This window comes from Streptomyces sp. JN8 (genome assembly GCF_055808075.1).
The window spans coordinates 2,783,096-2,800,953 of the sequence record NZ_CM147852.1 but is presented as its reverse complement, the minus strand read 5'-3'; the positions used below and the strand labels follow the sequence as shown (position 1 = coordinate 2,800,953).

The window sequence follows — 17,858 nt, the reverse complement described above, 5'->3', positions numbered from 1 at the left end:
CACCGGCGGGTGAGCCGTTCCTCTCCGGCGAACCGAGCCCCGAACAGGAGGAACCCCCGTGCAACTGGGCGACCCGCGCCACCGCACCGAGGACATACGCACCGCCGACCCGCTCGGCGCCGACGGACTGCTCGCCGCCGTCCCCGCGATGAACGCCGACGCCGACGTCGCCGCCCTCACCGTCGCGCTCCGCGCCCTCGTGCCGGACCCCGACCGGGCCGCCCAGTGGAGCGTCGGCCACGCACTCGCCGCCATGCGCGACCTCGGCATCCTGCTCGGCTCGCTCAAACGCCACGGCGTCCAGCCCCTCGCCGCCGTCCCCGAGGCCCTGCCCGTCCTCGAACTCCTCGGCCGGCGCACCGACATGATCCCCCGGGACACCGTCCACCACTACACGACCTGGAACCCGCCCGGCCCCCGCCGCCGCACCTACACCGGCCATCCGACGGAGGCCCGGCTCCAGGACGCCGTCCGGATGGTCTTCCCCGGCCTCGTCGCCGCACTCGACGACTGCGGCCGGGTCGCCCGCCTCGAACCGTACGACCCCGGCTTCGCCGCCGCCCTCGACCGGGTCGCCCGCCACGTGCGGGCCATGGTCGACTCCATCGACCTCACGGTGGCCCAGGTGCCGCCGGAGTTCTTCGCGACCGTCCTGCGCCCCTACTTCGAGGAGGTCGAGGTCGACGGCCGGGACTACCTCGGACCGGCCGCCGCACAGGTCCCGCTCTGGCTGATCGACCTGACCCTCTGGCAGTGCGACCGCTCCGACCCCGCCTACCAGGCCTTCCTCACCGAGTCCGTGCCCTACGCGCTGCCCGCCTGGCGCGCCTTCCACGCCCGGCACCGCGGCGGGGTGTCGGCGGTCAGCAAGCTCTCCGCCGCCGTCAGCTGGGAGGGCGCCGACCGGCTGCCGCCCCCGCTGACCGCTTCCGCGGAGGCACTCGGCCGGGTGCTGCGCCTCCTGAAGACCTTCCGCGCCCGGCACCTCGGCATCGCCCGCAAGGCCTACAGCGAGGAGACACGGCTGTACGAGGAGGGCAGCGGCGGGGCCCCGGTCGCGCTGCTGCGCTCGATCCTGGATCTGACCAGGGAGAACGAGACCATGGTGCGCCGCGCGACCGTGCGACGCAGTCCCGCAGGGGCCCCCGTCGGGCCGTCGGCCGCGTAGCGGCGCCGAAGGAGCAGTCGTCATGTCCCCCCACACCCCGTCCGCGTTCCCGCCGGCCCACCGCCGCCGCCCCGCGCCGGACTACCGGGAGAGCCCGCACATCGTGATCGCCGGCGGCGGCGTCGCGGGCCTCACCACCGCCCTCTCGCTGCACGCCGCCGGCTTCCAGCGCGTCACGGTCGTCGAGACGGCCCCCGCGATCCGCCCCGTCGGCGCCGGACTCAACCTGATGCCGAACGCCGTCCGCGAACTGGACGCGCTCGGCCTCCTCGACGCCCTGGAGGCGGGCGCCCTGCGCACCCGCGAGCTGCGCTACTACCACCGCTCCGGCGGCCTGATATCCCGCGAGACCCGCGGCCTCGGCGCGGGCTACCTCTGGCCGCAGCTGTCCGTCCATCGCGGGCACCTCCAGCAGGTCCTCGCGGGTGCCGTACGGGCCAGGCTCGGACCCGCCGCCCTGGTCACCGGCGTCCGGGTGAGCGGGGTGGAGCCGACCCCGGACGGGCGGCCGCGCCTGCGGCTCGAACACCGGGACGGCGCCGTGCGCGGCCGCGCCTCCCTCGAACCCGACCTGCTCGTCGGCGCGGACGGCGTCCGCTCCACGGTCCGGGCGGCGCTGCACCCCGACGAGGGCGAACCGCCGTGGAACGGAATGCTGGTCTGGCGCGGGGTCTCCCGGATGCCCGCCCGCGCCGTCGGGTCGTTCATGCTCATCGCCGGCGACGACCGGCAGAAGGCCGTCGTCTACCCGATGGGCCGCCCGACGGGACCCGACCGGGAGGTCCTGGTGAACTGGGCCCTCGCCCGCCCCGCGGAACGCACCTGCCGGTCCGGGACGGCGTCCGGGGAGGAGCGGTTCCTGGGCGACTGGAACCGGCCGGTCCCCGTGGAGACCTTCCTCCCGTTCTACGAGGGCTGGGAGTTCGACGGCGTCAGCGTCCCCGACGTGCTGCGCGCCGCCGACTCCGCGTACGAGTACCCGATGGTCGACCGCGAGCCCCTGGACCGTTGGACCCACGGCCGCACCACCCTCGTCGGCGACGCCGCCCACGCCATGTACCCGATCGGCTCCAACGGTGCGACCCAGTCGATCGTCGACGCGCGCTCCCTCGCCCACGCCCTCGCCCGCCACGCCGACCCGGAGGACGGCCTCGCCGCGTACGAGCGGGACCGCCGCCCGGTCACCACCGCCCTCCAGCGGGCCAACCGCGAGCAGGGCCCCGAGGTCGTCATCGACCTCGCGCACGCCCGCGCCCCGCACGGCTTCGGCGACATCCACGACGTCATCCCCGCCGAGGAACTCGCCGCCGTCGCCCACCGCTACGCCGCCACCGGGGCCTTCGACCCGGCGACCGTGAACCAGGGCTCCCCGTACGAGGTCCGCCTCCCCGCCGTCGGCTGACACGCGCCCCACGCTCCCGTGCGCCGTCGCACGGCGGGGGCGGTGTGCCCTAACGTCTGAGCGGAACGACGGACGCACAGCGTGGTGCGTCCACTCCGCTCCGTACTCGCCTGCGAAGGTGGAACGCGTGAAGGCAATCCGTCGATTCACCGTGCGTCCCGTCCTCCCCGACACCCTGCGACCCCTCGCCGAACTCGCGCACAACCTGCGCTGGTCCTGGCACGAACCCACCCGCGCCCTCTTCGAGTCCCTCGAACCCCCCGGCCGGACCGCCCCGTCCGGCGGCACCGACCCCGTCCGGATCCTCGCAGCCCTCGAAGCCCCCCGGCTCGCCGCGCTCGCCGCCGACCAGGACTTCCTGGCCCGGCTCCGGGCCGCCGCCGAGGACCTCGACACCTACCTGCACGCCCCCCGGTGGTACCAGCAGGCCGCCGGCGGCACGACCGCCGCGCCCGCCGCCCTCGCCTACTTCTCACCCGAGTTCGGCGTCACCGCCGCCCTGCCCCAGTACTCCGGCGGCCTCGGGATCCTGGCCGGCGACCACCTCAAGTCCGCGAGCGACCTCGGCGTCCCGCTCATCGGCGTCGGCCTGCTCTACCGGCACGGCTACTTCCGCCAGTCCCTCGGCCGGGACGGCTGGCAGCAGGAGCAGTACCCCGTCCTCGACCCCGGCGAGCTGCCGGTCACCCTGCTCCGCGAGGCCGACGGCAGCCCCGCCCGGATCACCCTCGCCCTGCCCGGCGGCCGCAGCCTGCACGCCCACCTGTGGATCGCGCGGGTCGGCCGCGTGCCCCTCCTCATGCTCGACTCCGACGTCGAGGAGAACGCCCCGGGCGAACGGAGCGTCACCGACCGGCTGTACGGCGGCGGCAGCGAGCACCGGCTCCTCCAGGAGATGCTGCTCGGCATCGGCGGCGTCCGCGCCGTCCGCACCTACACCCGGCTCACCGGCACCCCCGACCCCGAGGTCTTCCACACCAACGAGGGCCACGCCGGCTTCCTCGGCCTCGAACGCATCCGCGAACTCCAGGGCGAGGGGCTCGACTTCGACAGCGCCCTGGAGACCGTCCGCGCCGGGACCGTGTTCACCACCCACACCCCCGTCCCGGCCGGCATCGACCGCTTCGACCGCACGCTGGTCGCCCGCCACCTCGGCGAGGACGGCGCGCTTCCCGGCGTCGACACCGGGAAGGTCCTCGCCCTCGGCGACGAGACCCCGCTGGGCGGCGAACCCGGCGTCTTCAACATGGCGGCCATGGGCCTGCGCCTCGCCCAGCGCGCCAACGGCGTCTCCACCCTCCACGGAGCCGTCAGCCGGGCCATGTTCGCCGGACTCTGGCCGGGGTTCGACGCCGAGGAGGTCCCGATCACCTCGGTCACCAACGGGGTGCACGCCCCCACCTGGGTCGCCCCCGAGGTCGGCCGGCTCGGCCCCGACCCCGCCGACCGCGAACTGTGGGACCTGCGCCGCACCCTGCGCGAACGGCTCGTGACCGACGTACGGGAGCGGCTGCGCGCCTCCTGGCGGCAGCGCGGAGCGGCAGCCGCCGAACTCGGCTGGACGGACTCCGTCCTCGACCCCGACGTCCTCACCATCGGCTTCGCCCGCCGGGTCCCCTCGTACAAGCGGCTCACCCTCATGCTGCGGGACAAGGACCGGCTGCGGGCGCTGCTGCTCCACCCCGAGCGCCCCGTGCAGCTCGTCGTCGCCGGCAAGGCGCACCCCGCCGACGACGGCGGCAAGCGGCTCGTGCAGGAACTCGTCCGGTTCGCCGACGACCCCCGGGTCCGGCACCGGATCGTCTTCCTGCCCGACTACGGGATGGCGATGGCCCGGGGCCTCTACCCCGGCTGCGACGTCTGGCTCAACAACCCCCTGCGCCCCCTGGAGGCCTGCGGCACCAGCGGCATGAAGGCCGCGCTCAACGGCTGCCTCAACCTCTCCGTCCTCGACGGCTGGTGGGACGAGTGGTTCGAGCCCGACTTCGGCTGGGCGATCCCCACCGCCGACGGGGCCGCCGCCGCGGACGAGGACCGCCGCGACGACCTGGAGGCCGCCGCGCTCTACGAGCTGATCGAGCGCCGCGTCGCGCCCCGCTTCTACGACCGGGGCCCCGACGGCGTCCCGGCCGGCTGGACGTCGATGGTCCGCCGCACCCTCACCGACCTCGGTCCGAAGGTGCTCGCCGACCGGATGGTCCGCGAGTACGTCGAGCGGCTGTACGTGCCCGCGGCCGCCGCGCACCGGGCGCTCACCCCGGACCGGGCGCGGGACCTCGCCGCCTGGAAGGCGCGGGTCAGGGAGGCCTGGCCGAAGGTGACCGTCGACCGCGTCGAGGTCGGCGACGACCTCGCGGACGACCTCGCCGACGCGGAGCTCGGGGCGACACCGGTCGTCCGGGTCCGGGTCGCCCTCGGCGCGCTCGCCCCCGACGACGTCGAGGTGCAGGCCGTCACCGGCCGGGTCGACGCCGACGACACCCTCGCCGACCTCCGCGCCGTCCCGCTGAAGCCGGTGGGCGGCCCGGACCTGGAGGGCAGGCAGCCGTACGCGGGCACCCTGGCGCTCGACCGCACCGGCTCCTTCGGCTGCACGGTCCGGGTCCGCCCCTCCCACCCGCTCCTCGCCCACCCGGCGGAACTCGGCCTGGCGGCCCTGCCGGAGGAGACGACGGGCGAGGGGGCGGGCCTGCTGCTCCGGTAGCGCATCCGACCGGGGGAGTCCGGCCGGCCGGACCGGACTCCCCCTTCGGGGAGCGCCCCGCCGGCCGGGCCCGCTCGCTCGGCAGGACGACTCCTAGGGCACCTCGGCCTTGTCGGCGAGGTGCCCGTCGACGAAGCACAGCCGGTACACCGGTACGGCGGCCAGCATCGTCGAGCGGTAGTACCGGCACTCGTCCATCCCGGAGGGCTCCGGAGGAGCCTGCTGCGGCGGGCCGTCCAGCGGGTGCTCGGGCCAGTCGTCGATCATCTCGTCGAGCCGCGCGGGCGTCTGCCCGAGCCGGACCCTCGCGAAGTCGTCCGGCTCCAGGTACGACTGGGCCTGCGTCCACGCGGCGACCGCCAGCATCAGCGCGCCGAGCGCGGCGAGGAGGGCGAGCGGGATCCAGATCGCCCGCGCCAGGCCCTTGCGGACCTCGCGGCGCGCCAGGTCCAGCTCCCTGGCCGAGGTGGGGGCGGCCGGGAGCGGCGCGGGGGCCCGGCGCGGCAGCACGGCCGTCAGGGCGAAGCCGCCGTCCCCGGTGACCCGGTGGCCGAGGGTGCCGCCGGCGAGGCGGACCCGCTCGCCGAGCGCGACGAGGCCGGTCCCGCCGGAGCGGGAGCCGAGCGGGGGCGGGCCCGTGCCGGGGCCGCTGACGACCTCGACCCGTACCGTCGCCGCCTCGTCGTCCTGCGGGGTGACGGCGACGGCGACCGCCGCGCCGGGTGCGTGCTTGGCCGCGTTGGTGAGGCCCTCCTGCACGACCCGGTGCAGGGCGAGCCCCGCCATCCCCGGCAGCGTGGGCACGGGCGTCGCGGCGAGGGTGACCGTGAGCCCCGACGCGCGGGCCCGGGCCGCCAGTTCCTCGACGGTCTCGCCGGCCGGGCTCGTCGGCGCGGTGTCGTCCTCCTCGCGCAGGACGCCGATGATGTCCCGCAGCCGGGCCGTCGCGTCGGCCGCCGCGCGCCGCAGCTCGCCCGCCGCCCGCTGCTGCTCGGGCCCCAGGTCGGGGGAGACCTCCAGGGCGCCCGCGCGGATGGCGATGAGGGCCAGGTCGTGCCCCAGCGAGTCGTGCATGTCGCCCGCTATCCGCGACCGCTCCCGCAGCCGCTCGCGGTCGGCGACGGCCGCGTGCTCCCGCTCCATCCGGTCCGCCAGCTGCCAGCCGCTCTGCACCAGGCGGTCGTACTGGCGCACGTACCGGCCGATCAGCCAGGGCGCGACGACGGCGAGGGCGAGGACGAGCAGCAGGGTGAACCACTGGCCGAGCGAGGTGCGGGTGATCCAGGTGAGGACCAGGCCGGTGGCGGCGATCGCGCCGAACAGCCAGAGCGCGGCCCGGGTGTGCTCCTGGCGGCGGCCCGCGAGGTAGCCGAAGGCGACCAGGGCCAGGCTGTACGAGGGGGTGAAGAGTTCCAGGGTGGCCTGCAGGGAGGCGGCCACCACGGCCGCGAGCGACACCAGCGGCCACGACCGGCTGACCGCGACGCAGCCCGCGAGGACCACCACGCCCGTGCCCACCAGGGCCCAGCTGCCGCCGTCGTTCGGGTCCGACTTCAGCAGGACCGGCACGCAGAGCAGCAGCCAGAGGAGGAGGTCGAAGAGGCGCTCGCGGACCGGTTCGCGGGCCGCCTCACGCATCGCCGGTCACCAGGCCCGCCTCGTACGCGAGGACCGCGAGCTGGACCCGGTTGCGCAGGCCGAGCCGGCCGAGGACGGCGCTGACATGGGCCTTGACCGTGCCCTCGACGACGTACATGCGGTCGGCGATCTCCTGGTTGGAGAGTCCGGCGCCGAGCAGGGCGACGACCTCCCGCTCCCGGCCGGTGAGCCGGTCGAGGCGGGCGCGGGCCGCGGCCGCGCGGGTCAGGCGCTCGCCGCCGAGGGTGTCGATGACCCGGCGGGCGACGGTGGGGGAGAGGGCGGCGGCGCCGCCGGCCACCGCCCTGACCCCGGCGATCAGCTCGCGCGGGTCCCCGGACTTGAGGAGGAAGCCGCTGACCCCGCCGCCGAGGGCGCGGGCGATGTACGCGTCCTCGGAGAAGGTGGTGAGCATGACGACGGCGGTGCCGGGGACGGCCCCGCGCAGTTCCTCGGCGGCGCCGAGTCCGTCGAGGCGGGGCATCCGGATGTCCAGGAGGGCGACGTCGGGGCGGTGCTCGCGGGCGAGCTCGACGGCCTCGTGGCCGTCGCCGGCCTCGGCGACCACCTCGATCCCGGGGTCGGTGGCGAGGATGGCCCGCACCCCGGCCCTGATCATCGTCTCGTCGTCGGCCAGCAGCACCCTGATCATGGGTCCCAGGGTACGGAGGGGTCCCGGGGTACGGAGGGCGCCGTCGGGGCCCGGACGCACGGACGCCCGGAGGGAAGGATCCCTCCGGGCGTCCGGCACTTGTGACTCGGGTTCACTCACTCACGCGTCTGCCCTCGCGGGGCCTACGGGAAGGTGAGCTTGAAGCTGTTGATGTAGCCGGTGTCGACCGCGGCCTTGTCCTGGACGCGGAGCTTCCAGGCGCCGTTGGCGACCTCGGAGGAGGCGTTCACGGTGAAGGTCTGGACGATGTTGTCGGCGCTGCCGCCGGAGCGGTTGGAGAGGCTGTAGGCCGATCCGTCCGGGGCGACGAGGTCGACGACGAGGTCGCCGCGGTAGGTGTGGACGATGTTGACGTCCACCTTGAGGGCGGAGGGGGCGTTGCCCGTGATGCCCGTGACGTTGACCGTGGAGGTCACCGCGGCGCCGTTGTCCGGGATGGACACGTCGGCCGTGTTCTCGAAGACCTTGCCGGGCTGCGGCTCGCCGCCGCCGGGCCGGGTGCCGACGTTGATGGCCGCCCAGGCGTGCTGGACCGCGAGCGTCTCGGGGGCGTTGGCGCCGTACAGCTCGGTGGCGACCGCGACGGTGCCCGTGCGGGCCGCGGCGTAGTTGGTGTTCGAGCTGAACTTGGTGGTGAGCGCCTTGAACCAGATCAGCGAGGCCTTGTCGCGGCCGATGCCGGTGACGGGCAGGCCGTCGGAGGTGGGCGAGTCGTAGTTCACGCCGTTGACGGTCTTGGCGCCGCTGCCCTCGGAGAGCAGGTAGTACCAGTGGTTCGCCGGGCCCGAGGAGTAGTGGACGTCGATGCCGCCGAGGCCGGAGTACCACGCGTCCTTGGACGAGCCGTCCTTGCTCGGCTTGTCCATGTAGCGGAGCGGGGTGCCGTTGCCGCGGATGTCGATCTTCTCGCCGACCAGGTAGTCGCCCGGGTCGTTGGCGTTGTTGGCGTAGAACTCGACGGCCGCCGCGAAGATGTCCGAGGTGGCCTCGTTGAGGCCGCCGGACTCGCCGCTGTAGACCAGGCCGGCCGTGTTCGAGGTGACGCCGTGCGTCATCTCGTGCGCCGCCACGTCGATGGAGGTCAGGGGCTTGGTGTTGCCCGCGCCGTCGCCGTACGTCATGCAGAAGCAGGAGTCCGACCAGAAGGCGTTGACGTACGCGTTGCCGTAGTGGACCCGGGAGTACGCGCCGACGCCGTCACCGCGGATGCCGGTGCGGCCGTGCACGTTCTTGTAGTAGTCCCAGGTGAGCGCGGCGCCGTAGTGCGCGTCGGCGCCGGCCGTCTCCTTGTTGGACGGCGTGCCGTTGCCCCACACGTCGGTGCTGTTGGTGAACAGCGTGCCGGTGCCGGACGTACCGCCGTTGAGGTTGTACGTCTTGTGGTTGCCGCGGCCGGTGTCGGTCAGCGTGTACGAGGGCGCGGTGCCGAGGGTCACCTGGCCGCTGTACTGCGTGTTTCCGGTGCCGGTCTCGATGGCCTGCCACTCGAAGAGCTTCGCGCCGGTCTTCGCGTCCGTCACGACGTGCAGCTCGTTCGGGGTGCCGTCGTGCTGGAGGCCGCCGACGACGGTCTCGTACGCGAGCACGGGGCTGCCGTTGGCCGCCCAGACGACCTTGCGCGGGGCGCGGTCGGCCTTGGCCCGGTCGGAGCCGTCCGCCTTGGCGAGGCCGACGGCCTGCTTCTCGGCGGCGGCCGGGGCCAGGGTGGCGGAGGTGGGGATGTTCTTGAGCTCCGCGCGCGTCGACTTGGTGACGCCGGTGGTCTTGCCGGCCTTGGTCTCGGCGACGATCAGGTCGCCGCCCAGGACGGGCAGTCCGGCGTAGGTGCGCTCGTAGCGCGTGTGGGTGGTGCCGTCGCGGTCCTGCACGACGTCGCGGACGACCAGCTTCTCCTGGGCGCCGAGGCCGAGTTCCTTGGCCTGGGCGGCCTTGCCGGCGTCGGCCGCCTTGATGAGCGCGGTGCGCTCGGCGGGGGTGAGGTCGGCCGGGAGCTTGCCGGGGTTCGCCGAGGTGCCCTGCTGGGCCTTCGGGGCGATGCTCCAGGGGGCGTCGGCCGCGGTGGCGGCACCCGTCTGGACGCTCACGGCGAGCATGGCGGCGGCAGCGATCAGAGCGCCGGTCGCGGTGGCGCGACGGCTGGGCGTGGATCTCACGCAGACTCCTTCTTGCGAGGGGGGTACCGGCGGACTGGGGTGGTCCATCCGGGCGGAGCAAGCAGAGCTGTGGAGCACGTTCACATGGCGCGGACTCGTTCGGGTGAAGCGCTGAACGGTGGTGCGAAGAGCCGGGGAGAGAGTGACAGGAATGACGAGGACCTGTCAGGAGTGCGTCGGCAAGTTGGCCGGAAATCGTTCGCTGCACGTAAGGCCGTGTTCGTTAAGCGGACGTTTCGTCGATCAAGGCCGCGATGTCGTCCGATGTTCGTCCGAGCCTGAATTCGGGGAGCGTCCGCAGTTCGAGACGGGGGTCGTCGGCGGTCGTCGCGGAGGTCGGCTCCGGGGGCTGGGGCGCCGGTTGTATCGCGTCTCCGGCGTGGCTCGTTCTGGTCCATCCGGTTGGTGTGGGAGATGCCCGGATCCTGCTGCTCCTGGGGGGCGTGGGGGCCGTTCCGGGGGTCGCGTTCGGGACTCATGATTTACGGCGCATCTGGCGCGGTTTCCGGTGAACGCTCTTGTTGCGCCACAAATCACGTTTTACGTCCCGAACGCGACCCCCGGAACGGCCCCCACTCGGCTCGGAGTTCGTCGACAGGCCTCTAACCCACGAGACTCTCCCGCCAGGCGTGGTGCAGTCCCGCGTAGTGGCCCTCGCCCGTCACCAGGTCCGACGGCGCCCCGTCCTCGACGATCCGGCCCGACTCCATCACCAGGACCCGGTCCGCGACCTCGACCGTCGACAGGCGATGGGCGATGACCACCGCCGTACGGCCCGCGAGCACCGTGTCCATGGCCCGCTGCACCGCCCGTTCGCCCGGGACGTCCAGCGAGCTGGTGGCCTCGTCCAGGATGAGGACCGCCGGGTCCGCCAGGAGGGCGCGTGCGAAGGCGACCAACTGGCGCTGGCCCGCCGAGATGCGGCCGCCCCGTTTGCGCACGTCCGTGTCGTAGCCGTCGGGCAGACCCTTGATGAAGTCGTGCGCGCCGATCGCGCGGGCCGCGTCCTCGATCTCCTCGCGGGTCGCGTCCGGGCGGCCGATCGCGATGTTCTCGGCGACCGTGCCCGAGAAGAGGAACGCCTCCTGGGTGACCATGACGACGCCCCGCCGCAGCTCCGGCGTGCTCAGCTCCCGCAGGTCCACGCCGTCGAGCCGCACCGCGCCGTCCGTGGGGTCGTAGAACCGGGCCAGCAGCTTCGCCAGGGTCGACTTCCCCGCTCCCGTGGCCCCCACCACGGCCACCGTCTGTCCGGCCGGGATGGTCAGGTCGAAGGAGGGCAGGACCTCGCCGCCCGTACGGTAGGCGAAGCGGACGCCGTCGAAGACCACCTCGCGGCCCGGTGCCCCGGTGCGGGCGGGCAGGGCGCGGGGAGCCGCGGCCTCCGGCACGCCGGGCTCCTGGGCCAGCAGCCCGGCGATCTTGGTGAGGGACGCGGCCGCCGACTCGTACGAGTTGAGGAACATGCCCAGCCGGTCGATCGGGTCGTACAGCCGCCGCATGTACAGCACCGCCGCCGCCAGGACGCCCAGTTCGAGGGAGCCCGCCGCCACCCGGTAGGCGCCCCAGAGGCACATCCCGGCGACCGCCGTGTTGGCGACGAGCCGCGACCCCACGACGTAGCGGGCCATCTCCAGGAGCGCGTCGCCGTTGCTGCGCTCGTGCCGGCGGTTGAGCGCCTCGAACTCGGTGTCGTTGACCCGCTCCCGGCGGAACGCCCGCACCGGACGGATCCCGTTCATCGTCTCCGCGAACTTCACGATCACGCCCGCGATGGCCGTGGAGCGCTCGGCGTACACCGCCCCGGCCCGGCGCCGGTAGACACGGACCAGCAGCAGCAGCGGGACGAAGGACGCCACCGCGACCGCGCCGATCCCCGCGTCGAGCCAGAGCAGGATCACCGAGATCGACACGAACGACAGGACGACGCCGATCAGCTCCTGCAGCCCCTCCGAGAGGAGCTCCCGCAGGGACTCGACGTCCGTGGTCGAGCGGGAGATCAGCCGGCCCGAGGTGTACCGCTCGTGGAAGTCGACGCTGAGGACCTGCGCGTGCCGGAAGATCCGGCCGCGCAGGTCGAGCAGCACGTCCTGGTTGACCCGGGCCGCCCCGCGCACGAAGACGTACTGGAGGAGCCCCGAGAGCGCCGCGCAGAGGAGGTAGCCGACGCCCACCGCGAGGACGGGGCCGTGGTCGCCCGCGCGGAAGGCCGGGACGCCCCGGTCGATGGCGTACGCGACGAGGAGCGGGCCCGCCTGGACCGCCGCCTCCTTGACGAGGAGCACCAGGGCCGCGACCGCGACCCGCAGGCGGTGCGACCCGAGCAGCGAACGGAGCAGGGCGCCCGTCGCCCCGGGGGGCGCCGGAAGGTCGTCGCGGTCGAAGGGGTCGCTGGTCTGCTGCTCGGTCATCGGTTCCCGCCCTCGCCTTCGCCGGACATCAGCCAGGCGTACTCCTCGCTGCTGCGCAGCAGTTCGTGATGGGTGCCCACGGCCGTGATCCGGCCCCGGGACAGCAGCGCCACCCGGTCGGCGAGCATCACCGTCGACGGGCGGTGCGCCACGACGAGCGCCGTGGTGTCCCGCAGGACCTCCCGGAGGGCCGCCTCGACCCGGGCCTCGGTGTGGACGTCGAGCGCGGACAGCGGGTCGTCCAGGACCAGGAAGCGGGGGCGCCCGACGACCGCCCTCGCCAGGGCGAGCCGCTGCCGCTGGCCGCCGGACAGGCTCAGTCCCTGCTCGCCGACCTGGGTCGCGGCGCCCTCGGGCAGCCGTCCGACGAAGCCCTCCGCCTGTGCCACGCCGAGGGCGCGGCGCAGCTCCGGCTCGCCCGCCGCTCCGTCCGTGCCCATCAGGACGTTGTCGCCGACGCTCGCGGAGAAGAGCGTCGGCTCCTCGAAGGCCATCGAGACCAGGGACCGGAGCCGTTCCCGCTCCATCAGGGCGATGTCCTCGCCGTCCAGGAGGATGCGGCCGCCGGACGCCTCGTGCAGCCGGGGCACCAGGGCGGTGAGGGTGGTCTTGCCGGAGCCCGTGCCGCCGACCAAGGCCAGCGTCTCGCCGGGGCGGATGTGCAGGTCGACGCCGTCCAGGACGGGCGGCGCGTCGGCCGGGGCGTCCGGGTAGCGGAACGTCACCCCCTCGAAGCGCACCCCGGCCGGGCCGCCGGCCGCCGCGGGTCCGGCCGCGGCCGTCCCGGGCTCCTCCTGGGCGTCCATCACCTCGAAGTACCGCTCCGTCGCGGTCGCCGCCTCCTGGCTCATCGCCAGCAGGAAGCCGATCGACTCGACCGGCCAGCGCAGCGCGAGGGCCGTCGACAGGAACGCGACGAGTGTGCCCGCGGAGAGGTCCCCGTCCGCCACCTGGACCGTGCCGAGGACGAGCGCCGCCCCGATGGCCAGTTCGGGTACGAAGGTGATGACCGCCCAGATCATGGCGAGCAGCCGGGCCTTGACGAGCTCCGTGCCGCGCAGCCGGCCGGAGAGCTCCCGGAAGGCGGTCGCCTGGCTGCGGTGACGGCCGAAGCCCTTGACGATCCGGATGCCGAGGACGCTCTCCTCGACCACCGTCGTCAGGTCGCCGACCTGGTCCTGGGCGCGCCGCGCGACCAGCCCGTACCGGCCCTCGAAGATCGAGCAGACGATGACGAGGGGGATCACGGGGGTGAGGAGGACGAGCCCGAGCGACCAGTCCTGGGCGAGCAGCAGGACATAACCCGCGATGATCGTCACGCCGTTGACCAGCAGGAACGTCAGCGGGAAGGCCAGGAACATCCGGACCAGCATCAGGTCGGTCGTACCGCGGGAGAGGAGCTGGCCCGAGGCCCACCGGTCATGGAAGGAGATCGGGAGCCGCTGGAGCCGGCCGTACAGCTCGGCCCGCATCCGGGCCTCCACGCCCGCCAGGGGACGGGCCACCAGCCACCGCCGGTACCCGAAGAGGACCGCCTCGGCGATGCCGAGGAGCAGGAGGTAGAGCGCGCCCAGCCACACGCCGCCCGGGTCCCGGTCCGCGACCGGTCCGTCGACCAGCCACTTCAGCACGAGCGGGATGACGAGCGACAGACAGGACGCGACGATCGCGACGAACGCGGCCGTGAACAACCGCCCCCGCACGGGCCGCACGTACGGCCAGAGGCGCAGCAGACCCCGCACCGCGGAGCGCTCACGGGCGGCGCGGGGGCCCGCGGAGTCGGGGGCGGGGGGCTCTGGGGCGACAGGTTTCTCGGGCATCAGGTCCGACCCTACGGTTCACCACTGACACGTCTCATCCCGTTTTCCGGCCGACCGGGAGCACGGCCCGGCCGACCGGGAGCACGGCCCGGCCGACCGGGAGCACGGCCCGGCCGACCGGGAGCACGGCCCGGCCGACCGGGAGCACGGCCCGGCCGACCGGAAGCACCCACGGGTCGCCCCGGAGCACGCCCCGGCGCGCCCCCGCCGGGCGGTCCCCGCGCCCCCGCCGGGCGGTCCCCGCGCCCCCGCCGGGCGGTCCCCGGGCCCCGGCCGGCCCGGCCCCCTACGTCCGCACCCGCAGCAGCACCACCGATCTGGCCCCGACCTCGATCGTCGCGCCGCCCGCGTGCTCCGTGCCCGGTGGGGCCGACTGGTCCTCGCGGGACGTGTCGACGACCAGTTCGTACGTCTCCGCCCACGGCGGGCCCGGGAGGCGGAAGTCCAGCGGGCGCGGGCCCGCGTGCAGGACGGCGAGGAAGCTGTCGTCGGTGATCTGCTCGCCGCGCTCGTCCCGGCCCGGTATGTCGCGGCCCGACAGGTAGAGGCCGAGCGTGGCCGTGGGCGCGTACCAGTCGGGTTCCGTCATCTCCGTCCCCTCCGCGGTGAACCAGGCGAGGTCCCGCAGCCCGTCGGAACCCTGGGGGCGCCCGGAGAAGAACGCGCGGCGGCGCAGTACCGGGTGGTCGTGGCGGAGGGCGAGCAGCCGGCGGGTCAGGGCGAGGAGCTGGGCCCGGCCGGGGGAGTCCGGCAGGGTCCAGTCGACCCAGCCGATCGGGTTGTCCTGGCAGTAGGCGTTGTTGTTGCCGCCCTGGGTGCGGCCCATCTCGTCGCCGGAGACGAGCATCGGGACGCCGGTGGAGAGCAGCAGGGTGGTGAGGAGGTTGCGCTGCTGGCGCAGGCGCAGTCCGTTGACGCCGGGGTCGTCGGTCTCGCCCTCCACCCCGCAGTTCCAGGAGCGGTTGTCGTGGGTGCCGTCGCGGTTGCCCTCGCCGTTGGCCTCGTTGTGCTTGCGCTCGTAGGTGACGAGGTCCCGCAGGGTGAAGCCGTCGTGCGCGGTGACGAAGTTGACGGAGGCGTACGGTCTGCGGCCGCCCCAGGCGTACAGGTCGCTGGAGCCGGAGAGCCGGTACCCGAGGTCGCGGACGTCGGGCAGCGCCCCGCGCCAGAAGTCGCGTACGGCGTCCCGGTACCGGTCGTTCCACTCGGTCCAGAGCGGCGGGAAGGCGCCGACCTGGTAGCCGCCGTTGCCCACGTCCCACGGCTCGGCGATCAGCTTGACCCGGCGGAGCACCGGATCCTGGGCGATCACCGCGAGGAAGGGGGACAGCATGTCGACGTCGTGCATGGAGCGGGCCAGGGCGGCCGCGAGGTCGAAGCGGAATCCGTCGACGCCCATCTCCGTGACCCAGTAGCGGAGGCTGTCGGTGATGAGGCGGAGCACCTGCGGCTGGACGACGTGCAGGGTGTTGCCGCAGCCGGTGTAGTCGGCGTAGCGGCGGGCGTCGGACTGGAGGCGGTAGTAGCCGCGGTTGTCGATGCCCTTGAGCGAGAGCGTCGGGCCCAGCTCGCCCGCCTCCGCCGTGTGGTTGTAGACGACGTCGAGGATGACCTCGATGCCGGCCGCGTGCAGGGCCCGCACCATCCGCTTGAACTCGCCGACCTGCTGTCCGGCCGTGCCCGAGGAGGAGTAGTCGGCGTGCGGGGCGAAGTAGCCGATGGAGTTGTAGCCCCAGTGGTTGCGCAGGCCCCGCCGCAGGAGGTGGTCCTCGTGCGCGAACTGGTGCACCGGGAGCAGTTCCACCGCCGTCACCCCGAGCCGGACGAGGTGGTCGATCGCCGCCGGGTGCGCCAGCCCCGCGTACGTGCCGCGGAGGTGCTCGGGGATGCCCGGGTGGAGCCGGGTGAAGCCCTTCACGTGCAGCTCGTAGATGACCGAGTCCTGCCAGGGCGTCTTGGGTCTGCGGTCGTCGGACCAGTCGTCGTCGTCCTGCACGACGACCCCCTTGGGGACGTGCGGCGCCGAGTCCCGCTCGTCGCGGACGGTGTCGGCGACGTGCTGCTGCGGCCAGTCCCTCACGTGCCCGTAGACCTCGGGGGGCAGCGCGAAGTCGCCGTCCACGGCCCGCGCGTACGGGTCGAGGAGCAGCTTCGCCGGGTTCCAGCGGGCCCCGGTCCAGGGGTCCCAGCGGCCGTGGACCCGGTAGCCGTACCGCTGCCCGGCCCCGATCCCCGGCACGAACCCGTGCCAGATCTCGTGGGTCAGCTCCGTCAGCGGCAGCCGCAGCTCCGTGCCGTCCGGGGCGAAGAGGCACAGCTCGACCGCCTCCGCGCCGCCCGCCCACAGGGCGAAGTTCGTGCCGGCCACCCCGTCGGGGCCGACCCGGCAGCGGGCCCCGAGCGGCGTGGGTGCGCCCGGCCACACCGGCGGCCCGGCCCGCTCCGGGGCATGCTCTGGTACCGCCTCCTGCTCGGCTGCGCTCGTCACCGTCCCGGCCTCCAGCGGCTCGTCGGGCCCGCACGCAGGGGAGCGGCGGCGTCCCGGCCGCCGCTCCCGCGCGTGGTTCTCCCCCCTGTTCTGCCCGGCAGGTGCGGCTCCCAACATGACCCGCACGCACGTTTCCCCTGGAGGGTGGCCGTCGTTGGGCCGAGCGTGACATTCGTATGCAAGCGGGCGAGGTACGCCCTCGTGGTGGCGGGACTGTTGGCGGGCCTCGTGGGCTGCACCGGGGCGGGCGGCGGAGGCGGGCTCGACCTCGGCCTGCCGGGCAAGGCGCGGGCTCCCGGGGACGTGATCCGGGTCAGTCCGGAGGACGGCAGCCGGGGCGTGCCGGCCGAGGGTCCGGTCGAGGTGAAGGTGGACAGCGGGCGGCTCGAACGGGTGACCGTCGTCCAGGTGGAGGACGGCCGGCGGACCCGGGTCGACGGGGAGGTCTCCGCCGACGGGCTGCGCTGGCGGCCCCGGCCGGACTCCCGGCTCGCGCTGGCCGCGAAGTACAGCGTGGACGCCGTCGCGCTCGACGCGCACGGACGCCGCTCGGCCCGGCACACCACCTTCACCACCGCGGTGCCCGAGAGCCGGTTCATCGGCTACTTCAAACCGGAGAACCGTTCCACGGTCGGCACCGGCATGATCGTCTCCTTCGGCTTCAACATGCCGATTGAGAACCGGGCGGCGGTCGAGCGGGCCATCCGCGTCACCTCGGTCCCGCCGGTGGAGGTCGTCGGGCACTGGTTCGGCAAGGAGCGGCTGGACTTCCGGCCCGCCTCCTACTGGAGTCCGGGCACCGAGGTCACCGTCGAACTGGCCCTGCGGGACGTCGAGGGGGCGCCCGGCGTCTACGGCATCCAGAACAAGAAGGTCGGCTTCACCGTCGGGCGCTCCCAGGTGTCCGTGGTGGACGCGGCGGCCCACACCATGGAGGTCAGGCGGGGCGGCGAGGTCCTCGCCACCGTGCCGATCACCGCGGGGGCGCCGAAGACGACCACGTACAACGGGAAGATGGTCGTCACCGAGCTGTACGACGTGACCCGGATGAACGGGGCCACGGTCGGCTTCGGCGGCGAGTACGACATCAAGGACGTCCCGCACGCCATCCGGCTGACCGACTCGGGCACCTTCCTGCACGGCAACTACTGGGCCGATCCGAGCACCTTCGGCTCCGCCAACGTCAGCCACGGCTGCGTCGGCCTCCGGGACGACAAGGGCGGCAGCGCCGACTCGCCGGCCGGCTGGTTCTTCGAGCGCACCCTGATCGGGGACGTGGTGGAGGTGGTCAACTCCCGCGACCGGAAGGTGGCCGCCGACAACGGTCTCGGGGGCTGGAACATGCCCTGGGACGAGTGGAGGGCGGGCTCCGCGCGGGACTGACCCGGGGGCGTCCCCTCC

The 17,858-nt window shown here is 74.0% G+C and carries 10 protein-coding genes; 4 read left to right on the top strand and 6 right to left on the bottom strand.

Annotated elements, in window-relative coordinates; all coding sequences use genetic code 11:
* Positions 1-58 precede the first annotated feature (58 nt).
* The 3 genes from ACY0MR_RS11890 to glgP all read left to right on the top strand — a co-directional run bounded on the left by ACY0MR_RS11890 (position 59) and on the right by glgP (position 5,274).
* Positions 59-1,168 carry a monodechloroaminopyrrolnitrin synthase PrnB family protein gene (locus ACY0MR_RS11890; RefSeq protein ID WP_388793610.1) on the top strand — a complete coding sequence of 370 codons (1,110 nt, stop codon included), beginning with the start codon at positions 59-61 and terminating at the stop codon, positions 1,166-1,168.
* A 22-nt stretch (positions 1,169-1,190) separates the two neighbouring features.
* Positions 1,191-2,570: an FAD-dependent monooxygenase gene (locus tag ACY0MR_RS11885; protein ID WP_392862312.1), complete on the top strand. Its 1,380-nt coding sequence runs from the start codon at positions 1,191-1,193 to the stop codon at positions 2,568-2,570.
* Positions 2,571-2,697: 127 nt separating this feature from the next.
* Entirely contained in the window at positions 2,698-5,274 is a 2,577-nt protein-coding gene (glgP, locus tag ACY0MR_RS11880) for an alpha-glucan family phosphorylase (RefSeq protein WP_473560650.1), read from the top strand.
* A gap of 93 nt (positions 5,275-5,367) precedes the next feature.
* Here glgP and ACY0MR_RS11875 read toward each other — a convergent pair whose 3' ends face one another.
* The 6 genes from ACY0MR_RS11875 to glgX all read right to left on the bottom strand — a co-directional run bounded on the left by ACY0MR_RS11875 (position 5,368) and on the right by glgX (position 16,457).
* Complete coding sequence (locus ACY0MR_RS11875; protein ID WP_403311887.1) at positions 5,368-6,912, bottom strand: sensor histidine kinase; 1,545 nt, start codon at positions 6,910-6,912, stop codon at positions 5,368-5,370.
* Positions 6,905-7,564, bottom strand: coding sequence for a response regulator transcription factor (locus ACY0MR_RS11870; protein WP_473560648.1), 660 nt, complete (start codon positions 7,562-7,564; stop codon positions 6,905-6,907). Before ACY0MR_RS11870 ends, ACY0MR_RS11875 begins: the two co-directional genes overlap by 8 nt.
* Before the next feature lie 143 nt (positions 7,565-7,707).
* Positions 7,708-9,738, bottom strand: coding sequence for a M4 family metallopeptidase (locus ACY0MR_RS11865; protein WP_473560646.1), 2,031 nt, complete (start codon positions 9,736-9,738; stop codon positions 7,708-7,710).
* Positions 9,739-10,340: 602 nt separating this feature from the next.
* Positions 10,341-12,149: an ABC transporter ATP-binding protein gene (locus ACY0MR_RS11860; protein WP_473560644.1), complete on the bottom strand. Its 1,809-nt coding sequence runs from the start codon at positions 12,147-12,149 to the stop codon at positions 10,341-10,343.
* A complete protein-coding gene (locus ACY0MR_RS11855; RefSeq protein WP_473560642.1) occupies positions 12,146-13,969 on the bottom strand; it encodes an ABC transporter ATP-binding protein in 1,824 nt (607 codons plus the stop codon). The genes ACY0MR_RS11860 and ACY0MR_RS11855 overlap by 4 nt, the downstream gene beginning before the upstream one ends.
* Before the next feature lie 286 nt (positions 13,970-14,255).
* Positions 14,256-16,457, bottom strand: coding sequence for a glycogen debranching protein GlgX (glgX, locus tag ACY0MR_RS11850; protein WP_388793625.1), 2,202 nt, complete (start codon positions 16,455-16,457; stop codon positions 14,256-14,258).
* A 204-nt stretch (positions 16,458-16,661) separates the two neighbouring features.
* Between glgX and ACY0MR_RS11845 the strand changes: the two genes are divergently transcribed.
* A complete protein-coding gene (locus tag ACY0MR_RS11845) occupies positions 16,662-17,840 on the top strand; it encodes a L,D-transpeptidase (RefSeq protein ID WP_473560640.1) in 1,179 nt (392 codons plus the stop codon).
* Positions 17,841-17,858 lie beyond the last annotated feature (18 nt).

What these genes read in the sequence shown, in the direction of transcription:
- ACY0MR_RS11885 (WP_392862312.1), top strand. Translation starts at nt 1,191, where the DNA reads ATGTCCCCCCACACCCCGTCCGCGTTCCCGCCGGCCCACCGCCGCCGC.
- ACY0MR_RS11875 (WP_403311887.1), bottom strand. Translation starts at nt 6,912, where the DNA reads ATGCGTGAGGCGGCCCGCGAACCGGTCCGCGAGCGCCTCTTCGACCTC.
- ACY0MR_RS11870 (WP_473560648.1), bottom strand. Translation starts at nt 7,564, where the DNA reads ATGATCAGGGTGCTGCTGGCCGACGACGAGACGATGATCAGGGCCGGG.
- ACY0MR_RS11860 (WP_473560644.1), bottom strand. Translation starts at nt 12,149, where the DNA reads ATGACCGAGCAGCAGACCAGCGACCCCTTCGACCGCGACGACCTTCCG.
- ACY0MR_RS11855 (WP_473560642.1), bottom strand. Translation starts at nt 13,969, where the DNA reads ATGCCCGAGAAACCTGTCGCCCCAGAGCCCCCCGCCCCCGACTCCGCG.